Below are 20,670 nucleotides of genomic sequence, written 5' to 3' on the forward strand. Positions count from 1 at the left end.
GGAGTGCGCGATGCAGACCTTCTTCGTCGAGATCAAATGCAAGCTCGGCAAGACCTACGAGGTCGCCAGCGAACTGGCCGATCGCGAGATCGCCTCCGAGATCTACTCGACCGCCGGCAATTACGACATCCTGGCCAAGTTCCATGTCGGGGCCGATGTCGATATCGGCCATTTCGTCGCGCAGAAGGTGCAGTCGATCCCCGAGATCGCCGACACGCACACGATCATCACCTTCAAAGCGTTCTGAGCGCGCGACACGTTACCTCAGCCCTCATCCTGAGGAGCCATTCCGCGAGGAATGGCGTCTCGAAGGATGCTCCAGGAGGTTCGGAAGTCCACCGGAACATCCTTCGAGACGCGCCTGCGGCGCTCCTCAGGATGAGGGCTCACATATTCAACTCGGCTTCCCCGGCGCCGGGGATTTGTCGAATCGTTTCCGGCGCTTGCGTGCGACTTCTCGCATGCCGATTCAGCATCTTGCCAAATTGATTCAAGTTCGCGCCTGAGCCATCCTTTCCGCCCCGGCGAAACTGCTAGCGGTGCCGATGGCTTGACGGCATGGGGGCTTTCGCGCGACCAGCAACATTCCGACTGCGGGGATGAAGGCGCGCGATGAAAAGCACTCTCTCGAACGATCTGCGCTCGGGCGCGCTCGTCTATCACCGCCAGCCCCGCCCCGGTAAGCTCGAGATCCAGGCGACCAAGCCGCTCGGCAACCAGCGCGACCTCGCGCTCGCCTATTCGCCTGGCGTCGCCGCCGCCTGCGAGGCGATCGTCGACGATCCCTCCGAGGCGGCCGAACTCACCTCCCGCCAGAACCTCGTCGCCGTCATCACCAACGGCACGGCCGTGCTCGGCCTCGGCGATATCGGCCCGCTCGCTTCCAAGCCGGTGATGGAGGGCAAGGCGGTCCTCTTCAAGAAATTCGCCGGCATCGACTGCTTCGACATCGAGGTCGAGCAGAAGAACATCGAGAAATTCGTCGAGGTCGTCGCAGCGCTGGAGCCGACCTTCGGCGGCATCAATCTCGAGGATATCAAGGGGCCGGAATGCTTCGAGATCGAGGAGCAGCTCAAGGCCCGGATGAACATCCCGGTCTTCCATGACGACCAGCACGGCACGGCGATCATCGTCTCGGCCGCCGTCCTGAACGGGCTCGACCTCGCGGGCAAGAAGATCGCCGACGTCAAGATCGTCGTCTCCGGCGCGGGCGCCGCCGCGCTCGCCTGCACCAACCTGCTGGTCGAGCTCGGCGCGCAGCGCAAGAACATCTGGGTCACCGATATCGACGGCGTGGTCTACAAGGGCCGCAACACGCTGATGGACCGCTGGAAGGAGGTCTACGCGCAGGAGACCGACGCCCGGACGCTCAATGACGTCATCGGCGGCGCCGACATCTTCCTCGGCCTGTCCGCCGCCGGCGTGCTCAAGCCCGAGATGGCCAAGCAGATGGCACCGAAGCCGCTGATCCTGGCGCTCGCCAACCCCAATCCCGAGATCACGCCGGAGGACGCGCTCAGCGTTCGCCCCGACGCGATGATCTGCACCGGCCGCTCGGACTATCCGAACCAGGTCAACAACGTCCTCTGCTTCCCCTATATCTTCCGCGGCGCGCTCGACGTGCAGGCGACCACGATCAACGAGGCGATGAAGCTCGCCGCCGTGCGCGCCATCGCCGCGCTCGCCCGCGAAGCGACCTCCGACATCGCGGCGCGCGCCTATGGCGGCGAGGCCTCGACCTTCGGCGCGACCTCGCTGATCCCGAACCCATTCGATCCGCGCCTGATCATGCGCATCGCGCCGGCCGTCGCGGAGGCTGCGATGGCGACCGGCGTCGCCCGCAAGCCGCTGGTCGACGTCGAGGCCTATCGCGAGCAGCTCTCGCGCTTCGTCTTCCGCTCCGGCTTCCTGATGAAGCCGCTCTTCCAGAAGGCCAAGGCCGATCCCAAACGCGTGATCTATGCCGAGGGCGAGGACGAGCGCGTGCTGCGCGCCGCCCAGGTCGCGCTGGAGGAAGGGCTTGCGGTTCCGATCCTGATCGGCCGCCCGAGCGTGATCGAGACGCGCATCCAGCGTTTCGGCCTGTCGCTGAAGCCCGGCGTCGATTTCGAGGTGGTGAATCCCGAGGACGACCCGCGCTATCGCGACTATGTCCAGACCTATCTCGACATCGCCGGTCGGCGCGGCATCACGCCCGAGGCGGCGCGCGCGCTGGTGCGCACCAACAACACCGTGATCGCGGCGCTTGCCGTGGCACGCGGCGAGGCGGACGCCATGATCTCGGGTCTCGAAGGCCGGTTCATGTCGCGGCTGCGGCATATCAAGGACATCATCGGCATGGCGCCGGGCGTCTGCGATCTCGCGGCGATGACCCTGATCATCACCAACAAGGGCGCCTTCTTCCTGTTGGACACCCATGTGAAGCACGATCCGACGGCGGAGGAGATCGCCGACATGACCGTGCTCGCCGCCGACCATGTCCAACGCTTCGGCATCGATCCGAAGATCGCGCTCTTGTCGCATTCCGATTTCGGCGCAGCCGACACGCCCTCCTCGCTCAAGATGCGCAAGGCGCTGAAGCTGATCCGCGAGCGGGCGCCGCATCTCGAATGCGACGGCGAGATGGAGGTCGATACCGCCCTCGTGCCGCTGATCCGGGAGCGCGTCCTGCCCTCCTCGACGCTGAAAGGGATGGCGAACGTCCTGATCTTCCCCAATCTCGACGCCGCCAACATCTCCTACCAGTTCGCCAAGGTGATGGCCGACGCGCTGCCGGTCGGGCCGATCCTGATCGGCACGGCCAAGCCCGCGCATATCCTCACCGGCTCGGTGACGGCGCGCGGCGTGGTCAACATGACCGCTGTCGCCGTGGTCGAGGCGCAGGAGAGCGCAGCCGCTGCGGCCGGGCGCTGAGCCTGTAGCCAGCTCCTGACAACCAAAGCGCGAAAACCACGGCCCGGCCGTCGTTTTCGCGCTTGGCAGACTCGATCCGACAGGGTCTACTTCCCTGAAGTCGGGCATCGCTCGCAACGACGCCCGCTTCGAGGGAGGTTGCCATGCTCGACGTCACGCGCCGTCACGCGCCCTTGGCGTTCGCCGCCATCCTGGCCGCGACCCGCACCGCAGGCTCCCAGGGCCGGATCGTCTTCCATCGCGGCAATGACGGCGATCCCGAAACGCTCGATCCACACAAGACCTCCACCGTCGCGGAAGCGCATCTGCTGCGCGACCTGCGCGAGGGCCTCGTCATCCACAATATGAAGGGCGAGGTCGTGCCCGGCGTCGCCGAAAGCTGGACGATGAGTCCGGACGGCAGGAGCTGGCGCTTCAAGCTGCGCGGCAACGCAAAATGGTCGAATGGCGATCCGGTCAGGGCCTCGGACTTCGTCTATTCCTTCCGGCGCATCATCAACCCGGAAACCGGCGCGAAATACGCCAACCTGCTCTTTCCGATCCGCAATGCCGCGGCGATCCACAAGGCGACCGCCGGCACCTCGCTCGAAGCGCTCGGCGTCACCGCTCCCGACGAGAGCACGCTGGAGATCGCGCTGGAGCAGCCGACGCCCTATCTGCTCGAACTCCTGACCCACCAGAGCGCCCTGCCCGTGCATGCGGCCAGCGTAGCCAAGGCAGCACAGGAGCCCGCGAAACCTGAGAACTGGGTCACCAACGGCCCCTACATGCTCAAGGAGCTGGCGCCGAACTCGCATATCCGGCTCGACCGCAACCCGCACTTCCACGCAGCCAGCGAGGTGAAGATCGATACCGTGATCTTCTACCCGGCCTCGGACCTCGCGGCGGCGGCGCGGCGCTTCCAGATTGGCGAACTGCATCTCACCACCGACATACCGGCCGACCAATTCAAGAGCCTGAAGGACAAGCTCGGAGAGCAGGTCCGGATCGGCCCCTATCTCGCGACCTATTTCCTGATCATCAACAGCGCCAAGCCGCCCTTCGACGACGAGCGCGTCAGGCGGGCACTCTCGTTGCAGATCGACCGCGAGTTCATCGCCGACCGGGTCTGGGGCGGCACGATGCTGCCGGCCTATGGTGTGATACCGCCGCGTATCGGCAATTACGGCGAGCGCGCCGAGCTCGATTTCCGCCATGCCTCCGTGCTGGAGCGCGAGGACGAGGCGAAACGGCTGCTCGCCTCGGCCGGGTTCGGCAGCGTGCCGCTCCAGGTCGAATTCCGCTTCAACACCACCGACAACAACCGCCACACGGCGGAGGCGATCGCCGAGCAGTGGCGCGCCATCGGCGTCGAGACCCGCTTCGTCGAGGCCGATTTCCGCACGCATTTCGCCTATCTGCGCGATGGCGGCGATTTCGACGTCGCCCGCTATGGCTGGATCGGCGATTATTCCGACCCGCAGAACTTCCTCTTCCTGTTCGAGAGCGACAATGCCGGCTTCAACATCGGCAAGTACCGGAACCCGCAATTCGACGCGCTGATGAAGCTCGCGACCGAGGAACTCGACATCGCCCGGCGTGCCGCGATCTTGCGCGAGGCCGACAGCATCGTCATCCGCGAGGAGCCCTGGATTCCGGTGCTGCACTACTCGACCAAGAACCTGGTCTCGCCCAAGCTCGCCGGCTTCGAGCCGAACCTGCGCGGCGCGATCCCGACACGGTTCCTAAGCTTGAAGGCGTAGTTTTCTGGGCCGCTCTTCCAGAATCATCCCGGACGGAGCGTAGCGCAGATCCGGGATCCATGCCTGGACCTCTATCGAACAAGCTTCCGGCATGGATCCCGGGTCTCCCTCCGGTCGCCCGGGATGACCCGCGTGTTTCCATTGAAAGCCGTCGTGTCGGCTCGACAACCGGCCCTGCGCCAGACGCCGGGCTGTTTCCCCGCCTTGAGGCTCGCAACCGGCGCCAAGCTTCGCTAGGAAGGGCCGGCGTTCCCTTCCAATCAGCGAGTCCGCATCGATGAGCCGCATCGTCTACGTCAATGGCGCCTATCTTCCCGAGGAAGAGGCCAAGATTTCCGTTTTCGACCGCGGCTTCATCTTCGGCGACGGCATCTACGAAGTTTCGGCAGTGATCGGCGGCAAGCTCGTCGATTGCGAGGCGCATCTGGCTCGCCTCGAGCGCTCCTGCGGGGAAATCCGCCTCGGCCTCCCCTGGTCCAAGGCCGAGCTCGTCGCGATCCATCAGGAGCTGATCAAGCGCAACAATCTCGACGAGGGCGGCATCTACCTGCAGGTCTCGCGCGGCGCTTCCGACCGCGACTTCCCCTTCCCGAAGGATGTCGCGCCCACGCTGGTGATGTTCACCCAGGCCCGCAACTTCGTGAATGCGCCGACGGCGAAGACCGGCATCAAGGTCGTCTCGACCCCGGACCTGCGCTGGGCCCGCCGCGACATCAAGAGCGTCAACCTGCTCGCCCCCGTGCTCGCCAAGCAGTTCGCGCTGGAAAGCGGCGCGCAGGAGGCCTGGCTCACCGAGGACGGTGTGGTGACGGAGGGCGCCTCCTCCACCGCCTGGATCGTCAAGGGCAAGACGCTGATCTCGCGCCCGCTCTCGAACAAGGTGCTGCCGGGCATCACCCGCAAGGCCGTTCTGGCCTATCTCGCGGAATCCGGCTTCAGCTTCGAGGAACGCGAGTTCACGCTGGCAGAGGCGCTCGACGCCGAGGAGGCCTTCATCACCTCCGCGACCAGCCTCGTGATGCCGGTGACCACGATCGACGGCCACACGATCCATAACGGCGCCCCTGGCCCGACCGCGCTGCGCCTGCGCGAGATCTATATCGACTACGCCCGCAAGGGCGGCGTGCTGGGCTGAGCCTCAACGCGGGTCATCCCGGACAAGCGGCGCAGCCGCGCCGATCCGGGATCCATGCCTGAACCGTTCCGGAATGGATCCCGGGTCTCCGCTTCGCTGCGCCCGGGATGACTCCAGGTGATGGAGAGGGCGCTACAGGACCACCCGCTCCCCCATCACATAGGTCGCGGCGACATTGCGCTCGTCGCCGAGCGTGACGAGGACGAACAGCTCCTCCACCAGATCGCGCGCCGTCTCCATGCGGTGCGCCATCGCCCGCGTCGCACTCGTGTCGAGCACGACGACATCGGCCTCGCGGCCGAGCTCGAACGAGCCGATGAGATGATCCAGACCGAGCGCCACCGCATTGCCGCGCGTGACCGCGTGCAGGGCTTCCAAAGCCGACAGGCTTTGCCCTTGAAGCTGCAGCACCTTGTAAGCCTCGGCCATGGTCCTGAGCATCGAATAGGATGTGCCGCCGCCGATATCGGTGGCGACGGCGACCTTCACGCCGCGCTGCCTTGCATGAGCCCAGTCGAAGAGGCCTGAACCGAGGAACAGGTTCGAGGTCGGGCAGAACACCGCGACCGCCTCTGTCTCCGCAAAGGCCTGCCATTCGTTATGGGTCATGTGGATGCAGTGACCCATCAGGCTTTTCGGGCCGAGCAGGCCGTAGCGGCGATAGATGTCCGCATAATCGGTCGCTTCCGGGAAAAGCTCGCGGGCGAAGGCGATCTCGGCGCAGTTCTCGTCGATATGGGTCTGGACATGGCAGTCGGGATGCTCGGCCGCCAGCTTGCCCGCTGCGGCCATCTGCTCCGGCGTCGAGGTGATCGCGAAGCGCGGCGTGATCGCATAGAGCTGCCGGCCCTTGCCGTGCCAGCGCGCGATCAGCGCTTTGGTGTCGCGATAGCTGCTCTCGGCGGTGTCGGTCAGCGCTTCCGGCGCGTTGCGATCCATCATCACCTTGCCGGCGATCATGCGGGTGTTGCGGCGCTGCGATTCCGTGAAGAAGGCCTCGGCCGATTGCGGATGGACTGAAGCATAGACCGCCGCCGTGGTGGTGCCGTTGGCCAGCAATTCATCAAGGAAAAAGCGCGAGAGCTTCTCGGCATGGCCCTGCTGCGCCAGCTTCTGCTCCTCGACGAAAGTATATTTGTTCAGCCACTCCATGAGCTGAGCACCGTAGGAAGCGATGACCTGCGTCTGCGGCATGTGGATATGGGCGTCGATGAAGCCCGGCATGATCAGATGCGGGCGGTGATCGACGATCTCCGCCTCGGCCGGCAGCATTCGCAGCAGTTCCCCCGCCTCGCCCGCCGCCTTGACCAGCCCGTTCTCGATGACGAGCAAACCGTCCGCGACATAGCGATGCGCCGTCTCGCCGGCGCTCTGCGGGTCATCGACGAACCAGAGCAGGCGGCCACGCAAAGCGCGCAAGGAGGTGGATGCGATCACGGCGGGCAGCTCCGGCACAATTCCACATCACATCTGCACCAAATCGAAGCTTCCGGCCAAGCGCGGATCATGCCTAATCTGCAGGCATGATTTGGCTTTGCGAATGGAGCGGGCAGGATGCGTGAAAGCTTGCGCTTCCTGCTCGGCGACAGGCTGGTCGAGATCGACCGCTGCGATCCGACGCTCACCGTGCTCGACTGGTTGCGCCTCGACCAGCGCATGACCGGCACCAAGGAAGGCTGCGCCGAAGGCGATTGCGGCGCCTGCACGATCGTCGTCGGACGGCTCGACCGTGGCAATCTGCGATACGAAGCGATCAACGCCTGCATCCGCTTCCTGCCGACGCTGGACGGCTGCCAGCTCCTCACCGTCGAGCATTTGAAGGGCGCGGATGGCAGTCTGCATCCGGTCCAGCAGGCGATGGTCGAGTGCCACGGCGCGCAATGCGGCTTCTGCACGCCGGGCTTCGTGATGTCGCTGCTGGCGCTCCGGCTGAACGAGGCGGAGCCAAGCGTCGGCCGCATCGAAGATGCACTCGCTGGCAATCTCTGCCGCTGCACCGGCTATGAGCCGATCATCGCCGCAGGCCGCCGCATGGACGCGATCGCGCCGCGCGAGGCTGATCCCTTCCTGCGGGAGCGCGAGGCCGTAGCGGCGCGGCTTGCAGCGCTGAACGATACCGAGACGCTCGCCCTGCAAGGCGAAGGCGGGCGTTTCTACGCTCCCGCGACCACCGAAGCGCTGGCGGGGCTCGTCGCTGCGCACCCTCAAGCGACACTCGTCGCTGGCGCAACCGACGTTGGGCTCTGGGTCACCAAGGCAATGAAGCGGCTCGATCCGGTGATCTATCTCGGGCGGATCGAAGCCCTGCGGACCATTAGCGACGATGGCGATCATCTGCGCGTCGGCGCTATGGCCTGCCATATCGATGTCCGTAACGCTCTGGCCGCTCTTTCGCCGCAGCTCGACGAACTGATGCGCCGTTTCGGCGGTGAGCAGGTGCGCAATGCCGGCACGATCGGCGGCAACATAGCCAATGGCTCGCCGATCGGCGATCTGCCACCGGCGCTGATCGCGCTCGATGCGACGCTGGTGCTGGCTCGGCGCTCCGAGACCGCAATCGAGCGCCGCTCGATCCCGCTCGAAAGCTTCTTCATCGAATACCGCAAGCAGGACCGGCGCCACGGCGAATTCGTCGAGGCCGTGCTGGTGCCGAAGCTGGCTGGCAGCATGCTGTTCCACGCTTCCAAGGTCTCGAAGCGCTTTGATGAAGACATTTCCGCCGTCTGCGGTGCCTTCCGACTGACACTCGGGAGCGAAGGGCGCATCAGCGAAGCCCGCCTCGCCTATGGCGGCATGGCCGGCATTCCCAAGCGTGCAGCAGCGGCTGAAGCTGCCCTCGTCGGCCAGATATGGAACGAGACGGCCGTCACGGCCGCGATTGCAGCCCTCCCGCAGGATTTCACGCCGCTCGACGACATGCGCGCCTCGGCGCATTATCGGCTCAAGATCGCCGGCAACCTGCTGCGGCGCTTCCTGATCGAGACGACGCAAGGCGCGACGGAAACGCGGGTCGCCGGCCTGCTGGCGGAGGCCGGCCATGGCTGATGCACGTCGCAAGCTCGATATCGGTCTGGAGAGCGGCCCGGTCGGCAGCTCCCGCATCCACGATTCCGCGCCCAAGCATGTCGCAGGCGAGGCGCTCTATATCGACGACATCGCCGCGCCCGAAGGCCTGCTGCACGCCTATCTCGGCACGAGCCAAATCGCCCATGGCAAGCTGATGTCGCTCGATCTCGCGGCGGTCCGCGCCGCGCCGGGCGTCGTCGCCCTGTTGACGGCGGCGGATATCCCCGGCGCCAACGACATCTCCTCGACGCATCTGCATGACGAGCCGGTCTTCGCGACCGATGCCATCCTGTTCCACGGCCAGCCGCTGTTTGCGGTGGTGGCCGAAACGCGCGAGCAGGCGCGCCATGCCGCGGCGCTGGCTAAGGCCGAATATCTTGAAGAATCGCCGCTGATCGACATCGCCGCCGCCCGCAAGGCCGGCGGCAAGCTGGTCACTGCGCCGCTCAAGCTGGAGCGCGGCGATGTCGCGGCGACATTGGCAGCGAGCCCGCGCCGGCTGAAAGGCTCGATGGCGATCGGGGGCCAAGAGCATTTCTACCTCGAAAGCCAGATCGCGCTCGCAATCCCCGGCGAGGACGAGGACATGGCCGTGCTGATCTCGACCCAGCACCCGAGCGAGGTCCAGCACATGGTCGCGGCCGTGCTCGGCGTCGGCTCGCATGCGGTCACGGTCGAAGTCCGGCGCATGGGCGGCGGCTTCGGCGGCAAGGAGACACAGGCCAATCTCTTCGCCTGCGTGGCGGCCATCGCAGCCCGCAAGCTGAAGCGGCCGGTCAAGCTCAGGCCCGATCGCGACGACGACATGGCGATCACCGGAAAACGCCACGATTTCGTCTGCGATTACGAGATCGGCTTCGATGACGAAGGCCGCATCCATGCGCTCGATGCGGTCTATGCGGCGCGCTGCGGTTGGAATGCCGATCTGTCGGGGCCGGTGACGGACCGCGCGCTGTTCCACATGGACAATTGCTATTTCTACCCGGCGGTGCGCGCCCGCTCGGAGCCGCTCTTCACCAATACCTGCTCCAACACCGCCTTCCGCGGCTTCGGCGGGCCGCAAGGCATGGTCGGGGCCGAGCGCTTCATCGAGGAGGTCGCCTATGCGACCGGGCTCGACCCGTTGGAGGTGCGGCGACGCAATCTCTATGGCGGCGCCGGCCGAGACGTCACGCCCTATCACCAGACGGTCGAGGACAATATCGCGGCCGACGTCATCGCCGAGCTGGAGCGGCGCTCAGACTACCAGGCGCGCAAGGCGGCGATCCGCGAGGCCAACAAGGGGAGTCCGATCGTCAAGCGCGGCATCGCACTGACGCCGGTGAAGTTCGGCATCTCCTTCACCGCGACATGGTTCAATCAGGCGGGTGCGCTGGTGCATGTCTATACCGACGGCACGGTCGCGCTGAACCATGGCGGCACCGAGATGGGGCAAGGGCTCTACATCAAGGTCGCGCAAGTGGTGGCCCATGCCTTCGGGATCGGGCTCGATCAGGTCAAGATCACCGCGACGACCACCGGCAAGGTGCCGAACACCTCGGCGACCGCCGCCTCCTCCGGCTCCGATCTCAACGGCATGGCGGCGCTCGATGCCTGCGAGACGATCACGAAGCGATTGACCGAATTCGCCGCGAAACATTGGCAGGTCGAGGCGGAGGATATCACCTTTCTGCCCGGACGCGTGAAGGTCGGCGCTCGCGAGATCGCCTTCAAGGAGTTGATCGCAGCAGCCTATATGGCCCGCATCCAGCTTTCGGCGACCGGCTTCTATACGACGCCGAAAATTCACTGGGACCGCAAGGCCGGGCGCGGCCATCCGTTCTATTATTTCGCCTATGGTGCGGCGGCGGCAGAGGTCGCGATCGATACGCTGACCGGCGAGTACAAGGTCGAGCGTGTCGATATCCTCCACGATTGCGGGCAGTCGCTGAACCCGGCGATCGACAAGGGCCAGATCGAAGGCGGCTTCGTGCAGGGCATGGGCTGGCTGACGACCGAAGAGCTGGTCTGGGACAGGAAGGGGCGTCTCTGGACCCACGCGCCCTCGACCTACAAGATCCCCGTCGCCTCCGACCGGCCGCGCATCTTCAACGTGTACCTGCTGGAAAATGCGCCGAACCGCGAGCCGACGATCCACCGTTCCAAGGCGGTGGGCGAGCCGCCCTTGATGCTCGCGATCTCAGTGCTCCACGCGTTGTCGGATGCGGTGGCGAGCGTCGGCGATCATCGCATCTGCCCACGCCTCGATGCGCCGGCGACGCCGGAGCGCGTGCTGGACGCGGTCGAGCGGGTCAGGGCGGAGATGGGGCGGTGAGAAGGCTTCGCCACACCCTTCACCGAAACAGGCGCGGGAGGGCGCTATGATCCTCGCCGCCTTCCTCACCGCCCTTCAACGCGACGGCATCGTTCTCGTCCGCATTGAAGCCGCAGAAGGCTCGACGCCGCGCGAGGCCGGCGCCTGCATGGCGGTCAGCCCGAATGCCATCGCGGGAACCATCGGCGGCGGGCAGCTCGAATTCCACTGCATCGACATCGCCCGGCACATGCTCAGCGAGGGCGCCGAGGACCAGCTGCTCGACATTCCGCTCGGCCCGCAGATGGGCCAGTGCTGCGGCGGGCGGGTGCGTGTCTCGCTGCGCCATGCCGGCGCGGCCGAGATCGCCCTGTTCAGCGCCCGCGAGAAGGCGGAAGCCGCGGCGCGGCCACCGGTCCTGATCTTCGGCGCCGGCCATACCGGCCGGGCACTGGCCCATGCACTCGCCCCACTGCCCTTCTCCGTCTCGCTGATCGACGACCGCGACGATGTCATGAGCGGGCTGCCAGCGACCATGACCTGCATCCGCATGGCCGACCCCGTCGATGCGGTCGCGAACGCGCCTGCAAGAGCCGCCTTCGTTGTGCTCTCGCACAGCCACGCCCTCGACTACCGACTGGCGGAGGCGGCGCTGGCCCGCGGCGATGCCGCCTATATCGGCATGATCGGCTCGGCCACCAAGCGTGCCCGTTTCGAGGCGAGCTTCCTGCGCAGCGGCGGGCGGCGCGAGGCGCTCACGCGTTTGACCTGCCCGATCGGCGGTTCGGATGTGGACGACAAGCGCCCGGAGGTGATCGCGGCCTTGACGGCAGCCGAGCTGGTGCGTTGCTTGCTTGGCCGCCGGGAGCCGGCGAAAGGGAGACGTTCGCGACATGAATCAGCCGCGTGAGCAGGAAGTGCCGCCGCGGCTGGCGCTCGCCCATATCTCGAAGAGCTTTCCCGGCGTCAAAGCCAATGACGACATCAGCCTGAGCGTCAAACCCGGCGAGATTCACGCTCTGCTTGGCGAGAACGGCGCCGGCAAGTCGACGCTGGTCAAGATCATCTACGGCGTGCAGCAGGCCGACGAAGGCACCATTCACTGGAATGGCGAGGCGGTCGCGGTCCCCTCGCCCAAGGCCGCGCGCAGGCTCGGCATCGGCATGGTCTTCCAGCATTTCTCGCTGTTCGACGCGATGACGGTGATCGAAAACATCGCGCTCGGGCTCGACGAGGCTGTCGATCGCGAGGAGCTGAAGAGCCAAGTCGCCGCCATCCTGCAATCCTATTCGCTGCCGCTCGATCCCGAACGGGAGGTGCATACGCTCTCGGTCGGCGAGCGGCAGCGCATCGAGATCGTGCGCTGCCTGCTGCAGAAGCCGAAGCTCCTGATCATGGACGAGCCAACCTCCGTACTGACGCCGCAGGAGGTCGAACGCCTGTTCGCGACGCTGCGCCAGATCGCGACTGACGGCTGCTCGATCCTCTACATCTCGCACAAGCTCCACGAGATCAAAGCGCTCTGCGACAGTGCCACCATCCTGCGCGGCGGCCGCGTCGTCGCGACCTGCGATCCCCGGGTCGAGACGACCAAGCGGATGGCCGAGCTGATGATCGGCGCCGAGTTGCGCAAGATCGAGCACGGCAAAACGGCGAGTACTGGTGCTGTCCGGCTGGAGGTCAAAGGCCTGTCGCTCCCCGGCGAACCGCCCTTCGGCACCGATCTGGAGAGCGTTTCCTTCGAGGCGCGAGCTGGCGAGATCCTCGGCATCGCCGGTGTCGCCGGCAACGGGCAGGCCGAACTCCTGACCGCGCTCTCGGGCGAGCAGCTCGCCGCCGGCGCCGAGGCGATCAAACTCGACGGCAAGGCGGTCGGCCTGGAAGGCGCAGGCGCCCGCCGGGCGCTCGGCCTCGCCTGCGTACCCGAGGAGCGCAACGGGCATGCCGCCGTGCCGGATTTCTCGCTCGCCGACAACGGCATCCTGACGGCGCGCCACCGCCTGCCGCTGGCGCCGCATGGCTTTATCAGCCGCGGCAGCGTGAAGCGCTTCGCCGATGGTGTCATCAAGCTCTTCGACGTCCGCACCACCGGCAATGCCGCGCTCGCGCGCTCGCTCTCGGGCGGCAATCTGCAGAAATTCATCATGGGCCGTGAGATCGGCCAGCAACCGGCCGTGCTCGTCGTCTCCCAACCGACCTGGGGCGTCGATGCCGGCGCCGCGGCGGCGATCCGGCAGGAGCTCGTTGACCTCGCCGCCAAGGGCTCGGCGGTGGTCGTGATCTCGCAGGATCTCGACGAATTGCTCGAGCTTGCCGACCGGCTCTGCGTCATTAACGAAGGGCGGTTATCGGCGCCGCGCCCGGTTGCCAGCCTCGGCATCGACGAGATCGGCCTGATGATGGGCGGTGTCCACGGCGCGGAGGCGGCCCATGCTTGAATGGCGCCGCCGCCGCGAACCCAGCACGCTGATGCTGCTCTCGAGCCCGCTGATCGCGATCGGGCTCACCATGCTCATCGGCATGATCGTCTTCACCGCCATGGGCTATGACGGCTTCCACGCCGTCGAGAGCATCTTCCTGACGCCCTTCCTGGAGCCGCAGCGCTGGGGCGATATCGGGGTCAAGGGCGCCCCACTCGTCATGATCGCGCTCGGCCTTGCCGTCGGTTTCCGGGCCAATGTCTGGAATATCGGCGCCGAAGGGCAGTACATCATGGGCGCGATCGCCGGCACCGGCGTCGCGCTCCTGACCTACGACATGACGGGATGGTGGATCCTGCCCGCCATGGTCCTGGCCGGCATCCTCGGCGGCATGGCCTGGGCCGCGATCCCCGCCTTCCTGCGCGTCAAATTGCAGGTCAGCGAAATCCTGACCAGCCTGATGCTGACCTATGTCGCGGTGCAGGTCCTGTATTTCCTGGTGCGCGGCCCATGGAAGGATCCGGGCGGCTTCAACTTCCCACAGACACGGATGTTCACCGCCGACCAGACGCTGCCGACCGTACTCGAAGGGACGCTCGTCCATCTCGGCATTCCCGCCGCGCTCGTGCTTGCGGTCATCGCCTGGCTGCTGATGGAGAAGACGACGGCGGGCTATGCGATCAAGGTCGTCGGCCTCGCGCCGGCCGCAGCGCGCCATGGCGGGTTCAGCGCCGCGCGCACCACCTGGGCGACGATGCTGGTCAGCGGCGCGCTCGCCGGGCTTGCCGGGCTGTTCGAGGCGGCCGGCCCGTTCGGACAGCTCACGCCGCAATTCCCGGTCGGCTACGGCTTCACCGCGATCATCGTCGCCTTTCTCGGCCGGCTGAACCCGCTTGGCATCGTCTTCGGCGGCATCGTGCTGGCGGGAACCTATGTCGGCGGCGAGATCGCCCAATCGACCGTCCGGCTGCCGCAGGCCGCGACCGGGCTGTTCCAGGCGACGCTGCTGTTCATGCTGCTGGCGACCGACGTGCTGGTGAGGTGGCGGCTCGTCTTGAAGCGGAGGGCGGCATGACCTCTGCCATGCTCGTCTCCATCCTGATGACGCTGATCGCGGCTTCGACGCCGTTGTTGCTGGCTTCCCTGGGCGAGCTCGTCGCAGAGAGGGCTGGCGTGCTCAATCTCGGCGTCGAGGGCATGATGCTCTGCGGCGCGGTCGCGGGCTTCGCCGTCGCCTTCTCGACCGGCAGCACCGGCGTCGGCCTCATCGCGGCGATGCTGGCCGGAATCGCAGCTTCGATGATCTTCGCCGTGCTCGCGCTCTCGCTGATGGCCAATCAGGTCGCGACGGGGTTGGCGCTGACGATCTTCGGCATCGGCGCCTCCTCGCTGATTGGCGCCGGCTTCGTCGGGCGCACCGTGACGCGGCTGCAGCCAGTATTCCCGGCGGCGCTCTCCGAGCACCCGCTGCTGCGGGTGATCTTCGGTCACGACATCCTCGTCTATCTCTCGCTCGCGCTCGTTGCAGGTGTCAGCTGGTTCCTGCGCCGGACGCGGCCGGGGCTGATCCTGCGCGCCGTCGGCGAGAACGATGCCTCGGCCCATGCCATCGGCTATCCGGTCGTTGCCATCCGCTATGCCGCCGTCGCCTTCGGTGGCGCGCTGGCCGGGCTCGGCGGCGCCTATTTCTCGCTGGCGCTGACGCCGATGTGGGCGGACCGCCTGACCGCCGGCCGCGGCTGGATCGCGCTCGCCCTCGTCGTGTTCTCGGCCTGGAAGCCGGGGCGCCTGCTGCTCGGGGCCTATCTCTTCGGCGCCGTGATGACGCTGGAATTGCAGCTCAAGGCAGCCGGCGTCACCTGGCTCGCGCCAGAGGTGCTGGCGATGGCCCCCTACCTTGCGACGATTGCAGTTCTGACCATGATGTCGCTAGGACGAAAGACCGGCCGGCTCGACGCGCCCGCCTGCCTCGGCAAACCCTTCTCGGCGTCGTGACGCCGCAACTCACAACGGGGAGTTTTTAGGATATGACCAGCATCATCACCCGCCGCCGGCTGACCTTCGGCGCGGCCGCCGCCTCCACCCTGCCGATCCTCGGCCGCGGCGCCTCGGCGCAGGCGCCGCTCGGCGTCGGCTTCGTCTATGTCGGCCCGATCGGCGATCACGGCTATACCTGGACGCATGACCAGGGCCGGCTCGCGCTGGAGAAGGAATACGGCGCGAAGATCAAGACCAGCTTCATCGAGAACGTCGCGGAAGGGCCGGACGCCGCCCGCGCCATCCGCCAGCTCGCCCAGGCCGGCAACCAGCTGATCTTCGCAACCTCCTTCGGCTTCATGAACCCGACGATCCAGGTCGCCAAGCAGTTCCCGAAGCTGCATTTCGAACACGCGACCGGCTATATGCGCGCCGAGAACGTCGCCACCTACAATGCGCGCTTCTACGAGGGCCGCGCGGTGCTCGGCACCATCGCCGGCCACATGTCGAAGTCCGGCCAGGCGGGCTATGTCGCCTCCTTCCCGATCCCGGAAGTGGTGATGGGCATCAACGCCTTCCACCTCGCCGCCCGCAAGGTGAACCCGAACTTCAAGACCAAGGTCGTCTGGGCCTCGACCTGGTACGACCCCGCCAAGGAAGCCGACGCCGCCAAGGCGCTGATCGACCAGGGCGCCGACATGATCACCCAGCACACCGATTCCGCCGCCCCGCTCCAGGCGGCAGAGCAGCGCGGCGTCTTCGCCTTCGGCCAGGCCTCCGACATGAAGGCCTTCGCGCCGAAGGCCCATCTCACCGCCATCGTCGACGACTGGTCGGGCTACTACATCAAGCGCGTCAAGGACGTCATGGACGGCACCTGGAAGACCGGCGACGTCTGGGGCGGCCTCAAGGCCGGCATGGTCAGGATCGCGCCCTATAACGACGCTGTCACGCCCGCAGCCCGCGCGGCCGCCGACGAGGTGATCAAGGGCATCACGGCCGGCACGCTCCACCCCTTCACCGGCGAACTGAAGGACCAGAAGGGCGAGGTTCGCCTCAAGGCCGGCGAGACGGCCAGCGACGAGATGCTCTCGAAGATGGACTGGTACGTCGACGGCATCCAGGCCTGAGCCTGACACCTTCACTGCGGCAGCGGCTCGCACCGCCGCCGCAGCGATTCGCCGGCTCCGGCGCCTGACGAATGGTCAATCCGGCCGCCAAAGCCCGTTCTGGCTCTAAATGGGCTTGCTCCTGCCCCGAAACGGACGGAACGAAGCCGTTTCCTGTGCGTATCCACCGCCGCGGGCATCGTCTTTCCGCGGTAACCGTGGCAACTGCGTGAGTTGCGCGCCGCGAATGGCATCCATGTGTCGCGGTCGCTCGTGTCGGAAACGAGCATGAACGGCCGTCATCCAGCACGCGACGCCTGAACCACCTTCTCAAGGAGGAATTCATGACCAAGAACGAACTGATCGCCGCCATCGCCGAAGAGACCGGCAAGACCAAGGCCGACGTCTCGGCCATCCTGGCCTCTCTCGGCACGACCGTCGCCAAGACCCTGAAGAAGGGCGACGACGTCACGCTCGGCGGCATCGGTAAGCTCTCCGCTGCCAAGCGCGAGGCCCGCGAGGCCCGCAACCCGTCCACCGGCGCGACCATCAAGGTTCCGGCCAAGACCGTCGTGAAGTTCAAGGTCACCAAGGACCTCGCCGACGCGGTGGCGTAACAGCCAACGTTCGGGTTCGAGCAGCGTCTGCACATGAAGCGCGGACGCTGCTTGACCCAGCGCACCATGCCCTCACATTAGCGGCATGTTCCTTCGCCTCTTCACCGATCTGCGCGCCGCCAAGGTCCCTGTGACCCTGCGCGAATACCTGACGCTGCTCGAAGGGGTGGAGGCCGATCTCGCCGAGCATCGCGTCGACGAGTTCTACTATCTCGCCCGCGCCACGCTGGTGAAGGACGAGCGCCATCTCGACAAGTTCGACCGCGTCTTCGCCCAGGTCTTCAAAGGCATGGAGACACTGCAGCAGGCGATCGAGGAAGCCGGCATTCCCGAGGAATGGCTGCGCAAGCTCGCCGAGAAATTCCTGACCGACGAGGAAAAGGCCCAGATCGATGCGATGGGCTGGGAGAAGCTCTGGGAGACGCTGAAACAGCGGCTCGAGGAGCAGAAGGGCCGCCATCAGGGCGGCAACAAGTGGATCGGCACCGCCGGCACCTCGCCCTATGGCGCCTATGGCTACAATCCCGAAGGCATCCGCATCGGCCAGGACAAGAACCGCAATTTCCGGGCGGTGAAGGTCTGGGACAAGCGCGAATTCAAGGATTTCGACGACACGCGCGAGCTCGGGGTGCGCAACATGCGGATCGCGCTCCGGCGCCTGCGCCGCTTCGCCCGCACCGGCGCGGCCGAGGAGCTCGATCTCGACAACACGATCTCCGAAACGGCCCGCCACGGCTACCTCGACGTGAAACTGCGCCCCGAACGCCGCAACGCGGTCAAGGTGTTACTCTTCCTCGATGTCGGCGGCTCGATGGACTGGCATATCGAGCTGGCCGAGGAGCTGTTCTCGGCGGCACGGGCCGAGTTCAAGCATTTCGAGCATTTCTACTTCCACAACTGCCCCTATGAGCGGGTCTGGAAGGAGAACCGCCGGCGCCACGACCAGCAGATCGCGACCTGGGACGTGCTTCGGACCTACCCGTCCGACTATCGCCTCGTCTTCGTCGGCGACGCCTCGATGAGCCCCTATGAGATCGCCATGCCCGGCGGCTCGGTCGAGCACTGGAACGAGGAGGCCGGCGAGGTCTGGATGGAACGACTGGCGGCCAAGTTCCCGAAATCGGTCTGGCTCAATCCGGTGCAGCAGAATCTCTGGAACTACACCCAGTCGATCCGCCAGATCGGTGGCCTGATGGGCGGGCGCATGTTCCCGCTGACGCTCGACGGGCTCGATGGCGCGATGAAGGTTCTGGCGCGGTGAGGCCTCTTTCCCATGGGTCATCCCGGCCAAGCCGGGTCGCAGCGCCGAGCCGGGATCCATGCCTGAACCTCTATCGGAAATGCTCCGGCATGGATCCCGGGCCTACGTTTCGCTTCGCCCGAGATGACATCAAACCAACCGAAATTGCCCTAGAAATCCGCGATGCATAACGACGACGACGCCCCTGCCCCAAGCTGGCGCCAACGGCCCAAGCCTGTCGGCTTCGAGATCGCCTACAAGCTCGACGGCGACACGCTGGAAGTCGACAGGACGCGCCGGGTCGACAGCATCCGCTTGAGCGCGGTCGAGCAGGTGCGCTTCGTCTACGCGCCCGGCAATATCTCATCGAAGGGCTACAAGACGCAGCTCAGGCTCAGCGACGGCCGGACCGTGACCTTCGGCAACCTGTCCTGGCGCTCGCTGACCGATCTCGACCGCGACGATCCACGCTATCACCGCTTCGTCACGGCGCTGGCGGCCGCCATTGCAAAGGCCAATCCGCGCGCCCGCTTCGTCGCCGGGCGGCCGAAGCCGATCTGGCTCGGCGTCACCGTCGTCGGCGCATTGTCGCTGCTGATGCTCGCGGCCTTCACGCTGCGTGCCTTCCAACAGGGCGCGACCAACGCCGGTCTGCTCGGCGTCCTGCTGACAGCCGCCTCGTTCTGGCAGGTCTGGCCGCTCGTCAAGCTCAACCGGCCGCGCGAACTCGCGACCGGAGAGGTGCCTGACAGCCTCGTCCCGGGCGGGACGGGTTGACGTTCAGCGAACCACCAGCACCGAGCACTTCGCCCGGCGTACGATCGCCGAAGCGTTCGAGCCGATGACATAGGCGAGCATGCCCGGCTCATGCGAGCCGATGACGATGAGGTCGATCCCGCCCGCGTCCGCCTCGGCCAGCACCTCGCCATGGACGGAGCCGATCAATACCTTAGCGGAAACCTGCTCGGCCGGGAGATCGACCTTCGCCGCGATCTCGGCGAGCTTGGCCTCGGCATCCTCCTGCTGTTCGGAATCGAAATCGGCCGGCACGAATTCCATATAGGTGACCGGGATAAGCGAGCGGACATAGACCAGCCGCACGCGCCCGCCCGAAATCTTGGCGAAGGATACGGCTGCCGCGATCGCCGGCTTTGCCAGCTCGGCCTCGGCGAGATCTACGGGGACCATGATCGATCTGTACATCGTATCCTCCATGGCATCGGGCCGAAAAACGAATGCCGTCTTTCGGATGTCCCGACGATATCACAAATGATGCTTAGATCGCTGTTGCGGCGCCCGGCAGGGCGCGGCGATCTCAGCCGGTCGTGCAACCATCATGGAGTTTGCCAGCACCCGCGCCATGATCCAGCGCAAAATGCGGGATGCGGCGCAGCGCCGCGCGCGGGACTAACCCTGGCGTTCGGGTGTGCGGACGACGAGGCCGTCGAGATCGGCACGGATGCGGATCTGGCAGGAGAGGCGCGAATTCGGACGGACGTCGAAGGCGAAGTCCAGCATGTCCTCCTCCATCGGCTCGGCATGGCCGACAGCGGCAGTCCAGGCATCGTCGACATAGACATGGCAGGTGGCGCAGGCGCAGGCGCCGCCGCATTCCGCCTCAATGCCGGGCACCGCATTGCGGATCGCCGTCTCCATCACGGTCGAGCCGATTTCGGCCTCGACGGTGCGGCTCTCTCCATGAGCGTCGATGAAGGTGATGTTCGGCATGGGGAACTCCGGCGGCGCGATCTCCGGCACCGCTTAGAGCATTTCAAAGCGGCACGGAACGGGATTTCGTGCCGCAGCCGCCTGCTCAGGCGGCACAATCGAAGCGGGCGATGACCGCCCTCGCCTCGGCTGCAGCAAGGGCCAGCGCATCGAGCGCGGTTTCGCTCGCCTGCTGCTCCGGTCCGGCGAGACTCTCCTCGATGCGGTCGGCTGCCTCCGCGACCTGCCAGGCGCCGACAGCACGGGCTGCGCCCTTCAGCGTATGGGCCGCATCCATCCGCGCCTGCCGGTCGGCGCTGCCGTGGATCGCGCGCAGGTGGACGACGCATTGCTGGGCGAAGAGCGCGAGCAATTCGCGCAAAAGCTCGTGGTCGCCGGCGGTCTGGCGGGAGAGATAGGCGAAATCGATGACCTTCTCAGTCATGTCGGG

Annotated in this window: 18 protein-coding genes; 14 read left to right on the forward strand and 4 right to left on the reverse strand. The window is 66.2% G+C overall.

Annotated elements, in window-relative coordinates; all coding sequences use genetic code 11:
- The first annotated feature begins 10 nt into the window (after positions 1-10).
- The 4 genes from Q0Q02_RS02765 (at position 11) to Q0Q02_RS02780 (ending at position 5,790) form a co-directional block, all read left to right on the forward strand.
- Positions 11-247: an Lrp/AsnC ligand binding domain-containing protein gene (locus Q0Q02_RS02765; RefSeq protein ID WP_066610093.1), complete on the forward strand. Its 237-nt coding sequence runs from the start codon at positions 11-13 to the stop codon at positions 245-247.
- 365 nt (positions 248-612) lie between these two features.
- Positions 613-2,913, forward strand: coding sequence for an NADP-dependent malic enzyme (locus tag Q0Q02_RS02770; protein WP_293806673.1), 2,301 nt, complete (start codon positions 613-615; stop codon positions 2,911-2,913).
- Positions 2,914-3,056: 143 nt separating this feature from the next.
- Positions 3,057-4,655 carry a peptide ABC transporter substrate-binding protein gene (locus Q0Q02_RS02775; protein WP_293806675.1) on the forward strand — a complete coding sequence of 533 codons (1,599 nt, stop codon included), beginning with the start codon at positions 3,057-3,059 and terminating at the stop codon, positions 4,653-4,655.
- A gap of 277 nt (positions 4,656-4,932) precedes the next feature.
- Positions 4,933-5,790, forward strand: a complete 858-nt coding sequence (locus Q0Q02_RS02780; protein WP_293806677.1) for a D-amino-acid transaminase — start codon at positions 4,933-4,935, stop codon at positions 5,788-5,790.
- A 132-nt stretch (positions 5,791-5,922) separates the two neighbouring features.
- On the opposite strand, the gene guaD is transcribed toward Q0Q02_RS02780, so the two are convergent.
- On the reverse strand, positions 5,923-7,224 hold the full coding sequence (gene guaD / locus Q0Q02_RS02785) for a guanine deaminase (RefSeq protein ID WP_293806973.1): 1,302 nt from the start codon (positions 7,222-7,224) through the stop codon (positions 5,923-5,925).
- Between the two features lie 120 nt (positions 7,225-7,344).
- Here guaD and xdhA point away from each other — a divergent pair, with 120 nt between their 5' ends.
- From xdhA to Q0Q02_RS02835, 10 genes are all read left to right on the forward strand, one after another.
- Positions 7,345-8,835 (forward strand): xanthine dehydrogenase small subunit, encoded by a 1,491-nt coding sequence (gene xdhA, locus Q0Q02_RS02790; protein ID WP_293806679.1) that lies wholly within the window; start codon positions 7,345-7,347, stop codon positions 8,833-8,835.
- Entirely contained in the window at positions 8,828-11,170 is a 2,343-nt protein-coding gene (xdhB, locus tag Q0Q02_RS02795) for a xanthine dehydrogenase molybdopterin binding subunit (protein ID WP_293806681.1), read from the forward strand. The genes xdhA and xdhB overlap by 8 nt, the downstream gene beginning before the upstream one ends.
- A 46-nt stretch (positions 11,171-11,216) precedes the next feature.
- Positions 11,217-12,059, forward strand: a complete 843-nt coding sequence (gene xdhC / locus Q0Q02_RS02800) for a xanthine dehydrogenase accessory protein XdhC (RefSeq protein ID WP_293806683.1) — start codon at positions 11,217-11,219, stop codon at positions 12,057-12,059.
- Complete coding sequence (locus Q0Q02_RS02805) at positions 12,043-13,587, forward strand: ABC transporter ATP-binding protein (protein WP_293806685.1); 1,545 nt, start codon at positions 12,043-12,045, stop codon at positions 13,585-13,587. Before xdhC ends, Q0Q02_RS02805 begins: the two co-directional genes overlap by 17 nt.
- Positions 13,580-14,644, forward strand: coding sequence for an ABC transporter permease (locus Q0Q02_RS02810; RefSeq protein ID WP_293806687.1), 1,065 nt, complete (start codon positions 13,580-13,582; stop codon positions 14,642-14,644). Before Q0Q02_RS02805 ends, Q0Q02_RS02810 begins: the two co-directional genes overlap by 8 nt.
- Positions 14,641-15,564: an ABC transporter permease gene (locus Q0Q02_RS02815; protein ID WP_293806688.1), complete on the forward strand. Its 924-nt coding sequence runs from the start codon at positions 14,641-14,643 to the stop codon at positions 15,562-15,564. Before Q0Q02_RS02810 ends, Q0Q02_RS02815 begins: the two co-directional genes overlap by 4 nt.
- 32 nt (positions 15,565-15,596) lie before the next feature.
- On the forward strand, positions 15,597-16,676 hold the full coding sequence (locus Q0Q02_RS02820; protein WP_293806689.1) for a BMP family ABC transporter substrate-binding protein: 1,080 nt from the start codon (positions 15,597-15,599) through the stop codon (positions 16,674-16,676).
- 296 nt (positions 16,677-16,972) lie between these two features.
- Positions 16,973-17,272 (forward strand): HU family DNA-binding protein, encoded by a 300-nt coding sequence (locus tag Q0Q02_RS02825; RefSeq protein WP_293806975.1) that lies wholly within the window; start codon positions 16,973-16,975, stop codon positions 17,270-17,272.
- 85 nt (positions 17,273-17,357) lie between these two features.
- Positions 17,358-18,533, forward strand: a complete 1,176-nt coding sequence (locus Q0Q02_RS02830; RefSeq protein WP_293806691.1) for a VWA domain-containing protein — start codon at positions 17,358-17,360, stop codon at positions 18,531-18,533.
- 162 nt (positions 18,534-18,695) lie between these two features.
- On the forward strand, positions 18,696-19,289 hold the full coding sequence (locus tag Q0Q02_RS02835; protein ID WP_293806693.1) for a hypothetical protein: 594 nt from the start codon (positions 18,696-18,698) through the stop codon (positions 19,287-19,289).
- 3 nt (positions 19,290-19,292) lie between these two features.
- Here Q0Q02_RS02835 and Q0Q02_RS02840 read toward each other — a convergent pair whose 3' ends face one another.
- The 3 genes from Q0Q02_RS02840 to Q0Q02_RS02850 form a co-directional block, all read right to left on the reverse strand.
- Positions 19,293-19,715, reverse strand: coding sequence for a universal stress protein (locus Q0Q02_RS02840; RefSeq protein ID WP_293806695.1), 423 nt, complete (start codon positions 19,713-19,715; stop codon positions 19,293-19,295).
- Positions 19,716-19,919: 204 nt separating this feature from the next.
- Positions 19,920-20,240 (reverse strand): 2Fe-2S iron-sulfur cluster-binding protein, encoded by a 321-nt coding sequence (locus tag Q0Q02_RS02845; RefSeq protein ID WP_293806697.1) that lies wholly within the window; start codon positions 20,238-20,240, stop codon positions 19,920-19,922.
- Between the two features lie 85 nt (positions 20,241-20,325).
- The gene (locus Q0Q02_RS02850; protein ID WP_293806699.1) at positions 20,326-20,664 is read right to left on the reverse strand and encodes an Hpt domain-containing protein; all 339 of its coding nucleotides are present in this window, start codon (positions 20,662-20,664) and stop codon (positions 20,326-20,328) included.
- Between the last annotated feature and the right edge of the window lie 6 nt (positions 20,665-20,670).

Source organism: uncultured Allobosea sp. (genome assembly GCF_945956895.1).
Lineage (GTDB): Bacteria > Pseudomonadota > Alphaproteobacteria > Rhizobiales > Beijerinckiaceae > Allobosea.

What these genes read in the sequence shown, in the direction of transcription:
- Q0Q02_RS02835 (WP_293806693.1), top strand. Translation starts at nt 18,696, where the DNA reads ATGCATAACGACGACGACGCCCCTGCCCCAAGCTGGCGCCAACGGCCC.
- Q0Q02_RS02805 (WP_293806685.1), top strand. Translation starts at nt 12,043, where the DNA reads ATGAATCAGCCGCGTGAGCAGGAAGTGCCGCCGCGGCTGGCGCTCGCC.
- Q0Q02_RS02840 (WP_293806695.1), bottom strand. Translation starts at nt 19,715, where the DNA reads ATGTACAGATCGATCATGGTCCCCGTAGATCTCGCCGAGGCCGAGCTG.
- Q0Q02_RS02820 (WP_293806689.1), top strand. Translation starts at nt 15,597, where the DNA reads ATGACCAGCATCATCACCCGCCGCCGGCTGACCTTCGGCGCGGCCGCC.
- Q0Q02_RS02845 (WP_293806697.1), bottom strand. Translation starts at nt 20,240, where the DNA reads ATGCCGAACATCACCTTCATCGACGCTCATGGAGAGAGCCGCACCGTC.
- Q0Q02_RS02775 (WP_293806675.1), top strand. Translation starts at nt 3,057, where the DNA reads ATGCTCGACGTCACGCGCCGTCACGCGCCCTTGGCGTTCGCCGCCATC.
- Q0Q02_RS02765 (WP_066610093.1), top strand. Translation starts at nt 11, where the DNA reads ATGCAGACCTTCTTCGTCGAGATCAAATGCAAGCTCGGCAAGACCTAC.
- Q0Q02_RS02850 (WP_293806699.1), bottom strand. Translation starts at nt 20,664, where the DNA reads ATGACTGAGAAGGTCATCGATTTCGCCTATCTCTCCCGCCAGACCGCC.
- Q0Q02_RS02815 (WP_293806688.1), top strand. Translation starts at nt 14,641, where the DNA reads ATGACCTCTGCCATGCTCGTCTCCATCCTGATGACGCTGATCGCGGCT.
- xdhB (WP_293806681.1), top strand. Translation starts at nt 8,828, where the DNA reads ATGGCTGATGCACGTCGCAAGCTCGATATCGGTCTGGAGAGCGGCCCG.
- Q0Q02_RS02810 (WP_293806687.1), top strand. Translation starts at nt 13,580, where the DNA reads ATGCTTGAATGGCGCCGCCGCCGCGAACCCAGCACGCTGATGCTGCTC.
- Q0Q02_RS02770 (WP_293806673.1), top strand. Translation starts at nt 613, where the DNA reads ATGAAAAGCACTCTCTCGAACGATCTGCGCTCGGGCGCGCTCGTCTAT.
- Q0Q02_RS02780 (WP_293806677.1), top strand. Translation starts at nt 4,933, where the DNA reads ATGAGCCGCATCGTCTACGTCAATGGCGCCTATCTTCCCGAGGAAGAG.
- Q0Q02_RS02830 (WP_293806691.1), top strand. Translation starts at nt 17,358, where the DNA reads ATGTTCCTTCGCCTCTTCACCGATCTGCGCGCCGCCAAGGTCCCTGTG.
- xdhC (WP_293806683.1), top strand. Translation starts at nt 11,217, where the DNA reads ATGATCCTCGCCGCCTTCCTCACCGCCCTTCAACGCGACGGCATCGTT.
- xdhA (WP_293806679.1), top strand. Translation starts at nt 7,345, where the DNA reads ATGCGTGAAAGCTTGCGCTTCCTGCTCGGCGACAGGCTGGTCGAGATC.